Raw genomic sequence first — 4,603 nt, 5'->3', positions numbered from 1 at the left:
TCGACCTGATCCTGATTACGCATTTCCACGGCGACCATTTTGCCGGCCTGCCGTTCTTCCTGCTCGACGCGCAGTTCTCCCGCCGCACCCGGCCGCTGGTGATTGCCGGGCCTCAAGGTATCGAAACGAAACTGCCTGCGGTGATGGAGGTGATGTTCGAGCATTCCTCCAAAACCAGGCAGCGCTTCGATCTGTCCGTCGTCACGCTGGCGCCGCGCGAAAGGCGCAGCTTTGGCGAGGTGGCCGTGACGCCCTATCCTGTCGTGCATGGCGAATCCGGCGGGCCGTTCCTGGCCTATCGCGTCGAGGCCGAGGGACGCATCATCAGCTACAGCGCCGATACCGAATGGACCGACGCGCTGATTCCGGCGGCGCAGGACGCCGACCTCTTCATCGCCGAAGCCTACATGTACGACAAGATGGTCAAGAACCATCTCAGCCTGAAGACACTGGAAGCGCATTTGCCGGCCATCAACGCCAAGCGCGTGGTGCTGACCCATATGAGCGACGACATGCTCGGCCGCGTCGACGATTTGCGCTACACGGCGGCAAGCGATGGCATGGTCGTGGTGTTCTGACCATGCACGCCTTGTCGGCTGCCCCTCCGCCATCGCATTGCTCCGAGAACAATTCCAGCATGGCCGCGCGACGGTTGACGCGATAGAAGCGAATATTCCTTGCAACTGTAGCCATGCACGCACCCATCCACCCGAAGATCACGACGCGCGAGGTGTTCGCCATCGCCGGCCCCGCGATGGTCGCCAACCTGACCACGCCGCTGATCGGCATCGTCTCGACCACCGCGATCGGTCGCCTCGACGATGCTGCGCTGCTCGGCGGCGTTGCGATGGCCTCGGTGATCTTCGACTGCCTGTTCTGGCTGTTCGCCTTCCTGCGCATGAGCACGCTGGCCTTCACCGCGCAGGCGCAGGGCGCCGGCGAGATCAAGGAATATGCCGCAATCCTGGTGCGCGGCTTCATCGTCGCCGGCCTGATCGGCGCGGCGCTGATCGCGCTGCAGGTGCCGCTCGCCGCCGTCACATTCCAGCTGATGGGCGGCAGCGAGGGCGTCACGCGCGCGGCCGAGAGCTATTTCATGATCCGGATCTGGTCGGCGCCGCTGGCGCTCGCCAATTACGTCATCCTGGGCTGGCTGGTCGGCCAGGCCCGCGCCAATCTGGCGCTGGCGCTGCAGATCGTGATCAACATCATCAACATGATCGCAACCGTGCTGCTGGTGCAGGTCTACGGCGCCGGCATCGCCGGTGCCGCGATCGCCGCGGTGCTTGCGGAGACCACGGGTTTTGCGGTCGGCATCGTCGTGGCGTGGCGGATCTCGCAAAACGGCTTCGCGGTTCCCGCGGCCACGCTGTTCGATCGCGCCAAGCTGATGCGCATGCTGGCCGTCAACCGCGACATCATGGTGCGCACCGCGGCGCTGATCGTCGTGTTCCTGTTTTTCACCGCCAAGGGCGCGCGCGAAGGCGATGTGACGCTGGCGGCGAATTCGGTGCTGAACAATTTTCTGCTGGTGAGCGCCTTCTTCCTCGACGGCCTCGCCAATGCCGCCCAGCAACTGTGCGGCCGCGCATTCGGCGCGCGCGATGCACGCGGCTTTTCCGATTCGACCCGGCTGGTGCTGCTGTGGGGCATCGGCTTTGCGCTGATGGTGTCGGTGCTGTTCGCACTGTTCGGAGCGGCGCTGATCAATCTGATGACGACCAGCGACGACGTGCGCCGCTATGCGCGCGAGTTCCTGCCGTTCGTGATCCTGGCACCCCTGCCCGGCGTCTTCGCGTTCGGCTTCGACGGCATCTATGTCGGTGCTACCTGGGCGCGCGAGATGCGCAATCTGATGCTGGCCTCGCTCGCGATCTTCCTCGCCACCTGGTGGGTGCTCAGCTCGTTCGGCAACACCGGCCTGTGGATCGCGCTGCTCGGCTTCTACGTCGCACGCGGCGGCCTGCAGGGCCTGCGCTATCCGGCGCTGCTCAGGAAGACGTTCAAGACTGTGTAAGTCCGTAGCCCGGATGAAGCGAAGCGAAATTTGGGGAGCTGTGCCGCGACGAGACTGTCCCGGATTGCGCTGCGCTTCCGGGCTACGAAGTTCTCTTCCCCTTCCCCCTGAAAAGGGGGAAGGTCGGGATGGGGGTCAGCCACAGGCGACGCAGCTCATGGAGAGAGCTGATCCCTCACCCGCTTTGCTTGAGCGAGCAAAGCGACCTCCCCTTTTCAAGGGGAGGTTGGGGCGCAGCCGGATTTCGCTTCATCCGGGCGACGGGCAACTACCTCACCGGCCAGTCCTCGGCGGTGATGGTCGCCGCGTCGGCGCCGACGATTTCCGACAGCGAATCCCGGCCGGTGCGCAGCAGGGTCGAGGACAGATCGCGCTTGATGTCGTCGACAAGGCCGAGGCCCTTGTAGACCAGCGAGGAGTAGAGCTGGATCAGGCTGGCCCCGGCGCGGATCTTGGTCAGTGCGGCGCCGCCGCTATCGATGCCGCCGACGCCGATCAGCGGAAACGCGCCTTCGACACGGACATAGGTCTCGGCCACCATCCGCGTCGACAGCCGGAACAGCGGACGGCCCGACAGGCCGCCCTGCTCCTTGGCGCGATTCTCCTCACGCAAGGTCGAGGGACGCGCCAGCGTGGTGTTGGCGACGATCATGCCGTCGACGCGCCGCGAGCGGGCGATGTGCACGACGTCGTCGAGCTCGGCAAGGCTGAGGTCCGGCGCGATCTTGAGCAGCACCGGCGAGTCGCCGGCGTTCTTGCGCACGCGCTCGCGGGTGTCGATGACCCGCGCCAGCAGATCGTCGAGCGCCGCCGATTGCTGCAGATTGCGCAGGCCCGGCGTGTTCGGCGAGGAGACGTTGACGGTGAAATAGCTCGCGACCGGCGCAAAGGTCTCGATCAGCTTCACATAATCGGCGGCGCGGTCGGGCGAATCCTTGTTGGCCCCGACATTGACCCCGACGATGCCGCCGGCGCTGGCGCGCGCGGCGAGCCGCCGCAGCACGGCCTCCGCACCATCATTGTTGAAGCCCATGCGGTTGATGACGGCCTCGTCGCGCTCCAGGCGAAACAGCCGCGGCCGCGGGTTGCCGGCTTGCGGCTTCGGCGTCACCGAGCCGATCTCGACAAAGCCGAAGCCCAGCCGCAGCAGCGCGTCGGGCGCCTCCGCGCTCTTGTCGAAGCCCGCCGCCATGCCGATCGGGTTTGGAAAGTTGAGTCCGAAGGCGCGCACCGCGAGCTTGGGGTCGTCCGGCCGCTGCCGGATCGGCGGCAGCAGCTTCAGGCCCTGGATCGCCATGCGATGGGCATCCTCGGGATCGAACCAGCGCAGCAGCGGCAGCGAGAAGGCGTCGAAGGCACGGATCACGGCTTGAGTTCCGGAACGTCGTGGCCACCGTCGGAGCGCGCGCGCAGGTCGAGGATCTCGGTGACCGCGCCGAGGTCGAGCTCGCCATAGAGATGCGGGAACAGCTCGTCATTGCGGGACCGCTCCCAGCGCAGGGCATCGCCCAGCGCATCGGCATCGACCGCAACCAGGAACAGGCCGGTTTGCCCGTGGTAGTGCTTGCGCGCGGTCTCGGCCACCTGGGAGGCGGTGGAAAAATGGATGAAGCCGTCGCGTTTGTCGTCGGCACTGCCCCGGTACACGCCCTGCCGTTCGGCCTCGCGCCAGGCCGAAGCGGGGGTGATTTTGTAGATCATCGGCACGGGCCGGCCTTCCCTTTTGTCCTTGAGTCTCTTGGGGTTTTATCCGGATTTGAGGGGAGAATGCCCCAGACGCCATCTGGCGAGCGAGGGACCGTATCGGCGGCGGCGGCGCAACTCAAGCGGTGTCGGGACAGATCCGACGGCAGATTTGCGAAAATCGAAGTTTCAGGCAATAATTCCTACCATCCGGGATCTCCTCGATGGCCAAACAGCCCAAAGCCACCCGACCGCTGACCCACGCGCAGGTCTGGGCCGCGCTCGACCGGCTCGCCGAACGCGCCGGCCTGTCGCCGTCGGGCCTTGCCAAGCAGTCCGGACTCGATCCCACCACCTTCAACAAATCCAAGCGTGTGACCGGCGACGGGCGCGAGCGCTGGCCCTCGACCGAGTCGCTCTCCAAGGCGCTGGCGGCGAGCAATGCCAGCATGGAGACCTTCGTGCAGTTGCTCGGCGATGGCGCGCGCGGCGGACAGTCGGTGCCGCTGATCGGCTTCGCGCAGGCCGGGGCCGGCAGCTATTTCGACGACAGCGGCTTTCCCGCCGGCAAGGGCTGGGACGAAGTGGCGCTGCCGGCGACCACCGACGAACACGCCTATGCGCTGGAGATCGAGGGCGACTCGATGCAGCCGGCCTATCGCGAAGGTGACATCATCGTGGTGTCACCCGCGACCGCGATCCGCCGCGGCGACCGCGTGGTGGTGCGCACGACCGGCGGCGAGGTGATGGTGAAGGAATTGAGACGCCGCACCGCCAAGATGCTGGAACTCGCATCGCTCAATCCGGAGCACCCCGACCGCATGCTCGATGCCGAGGAAGTCGCGTGGATCGCGCGCGTCGTGTGGGCGAGCCAGTAGCGGTCATCGCGAGACGCCACAACAA

5 protein-coding genes are annotated in these 4,603 nt (G+C 66.1%); 3 read left to right on the top strand and 2 right to left on the bottom strand.

The window, feature by feature from the left end; all coding sequences use genetic code 11:
• Window positions 1-578: MBL fold metallo-hydrolase (locus tag AKL29_RS01990; RefSeq protein ID WP_244481681.1), on the top strand; the 578-nt coding region annotated here is incomplete at its 5' end.
• Window positions 579-691: 113 nt separating this feature from the next.
• Window positions 692-2,017: an MATE family efflux transporter gene (locus tag AKL29_RS01985; RefSeq protein ID WP_050382682.1), complete on the top strand. Its 1,326-nt coding sequence runs from the start codon at window positions 692-694 to the stop codon at window positions 2,015-2,017.
• A gap of 268 nt (window positions 2,018-2,285) precedes the next feature.
• Here AKL29_RS01985 and AKL29_RS01980 read toward each other — a convergent pair whose 3' ends face one another.
• Together AKL29_RS01980 and AKL29_RS01975 are read right to left on the bottom strand one after the other, a co-directional pair.
• Window positions 2,286-3,383 carry a quinone-dependent dihydroorotate dehydrogenase gene (locus AKL29_RS01980; RefSeq protein WP_050382680.1) on the bottom strand — a complete coding sequence of 366 codons (1,098 nt, stop codon included), beginning with the start codon at window positions 3,381-3,383 and terminating at the stop codon, window positions 2,286-2,288.
• Window positions 3,380-3,724, bottom strand: coding sequence for a DUF952 domain-containing protein (locus tag AKL29_RS01975; protein ID WP_028334591.1), 345 nt, complete (start codon window positions 3,722-3,724; stop codon window positions 3,380-3,382). The genes AKL29_RS01980 and AKL29_RS01975 overlap by 4 nt, the downstream gene beginning before the upstream one ends.
• A gap of 200 nt (window positions 3,725-3,924) precedes the next feature.
• Here AKL29_RS01975 and AKL29_RS01970 point away from each other — a divergent pair, with 200 nt between their 5' ends.
• Window positions 3,925-4,578, top strand: coding sequence for a S24 family peptidase (locus tag AKL29_RS01970; protein ID WP_050382678.1), 654 nt, complete (start codon window positions 3,925-3,927; stop codon window positions 4,576-4,578).
• Window positions 4,579-4,603 lie beyond the last annotated feature (25 nt).

Origin of the sequence: Bradyrhizobium pachyrhizi (genome assembly GCF_001189245.1) — a bacterium.
GTDB classification, from domain to species: Bacteria; Pseudomonadota; Alphaproteobacteria; order Rhizobiales; family Xanthobacteraceae; genus Bradyrhizobium; species Bradyrhizobium pachyrhizi.
The sequence above is the reverse complement of the archived record's forward strand: the minus strand, read 5'-3'. Positions and strand labels throughout refer to the sequence as shown.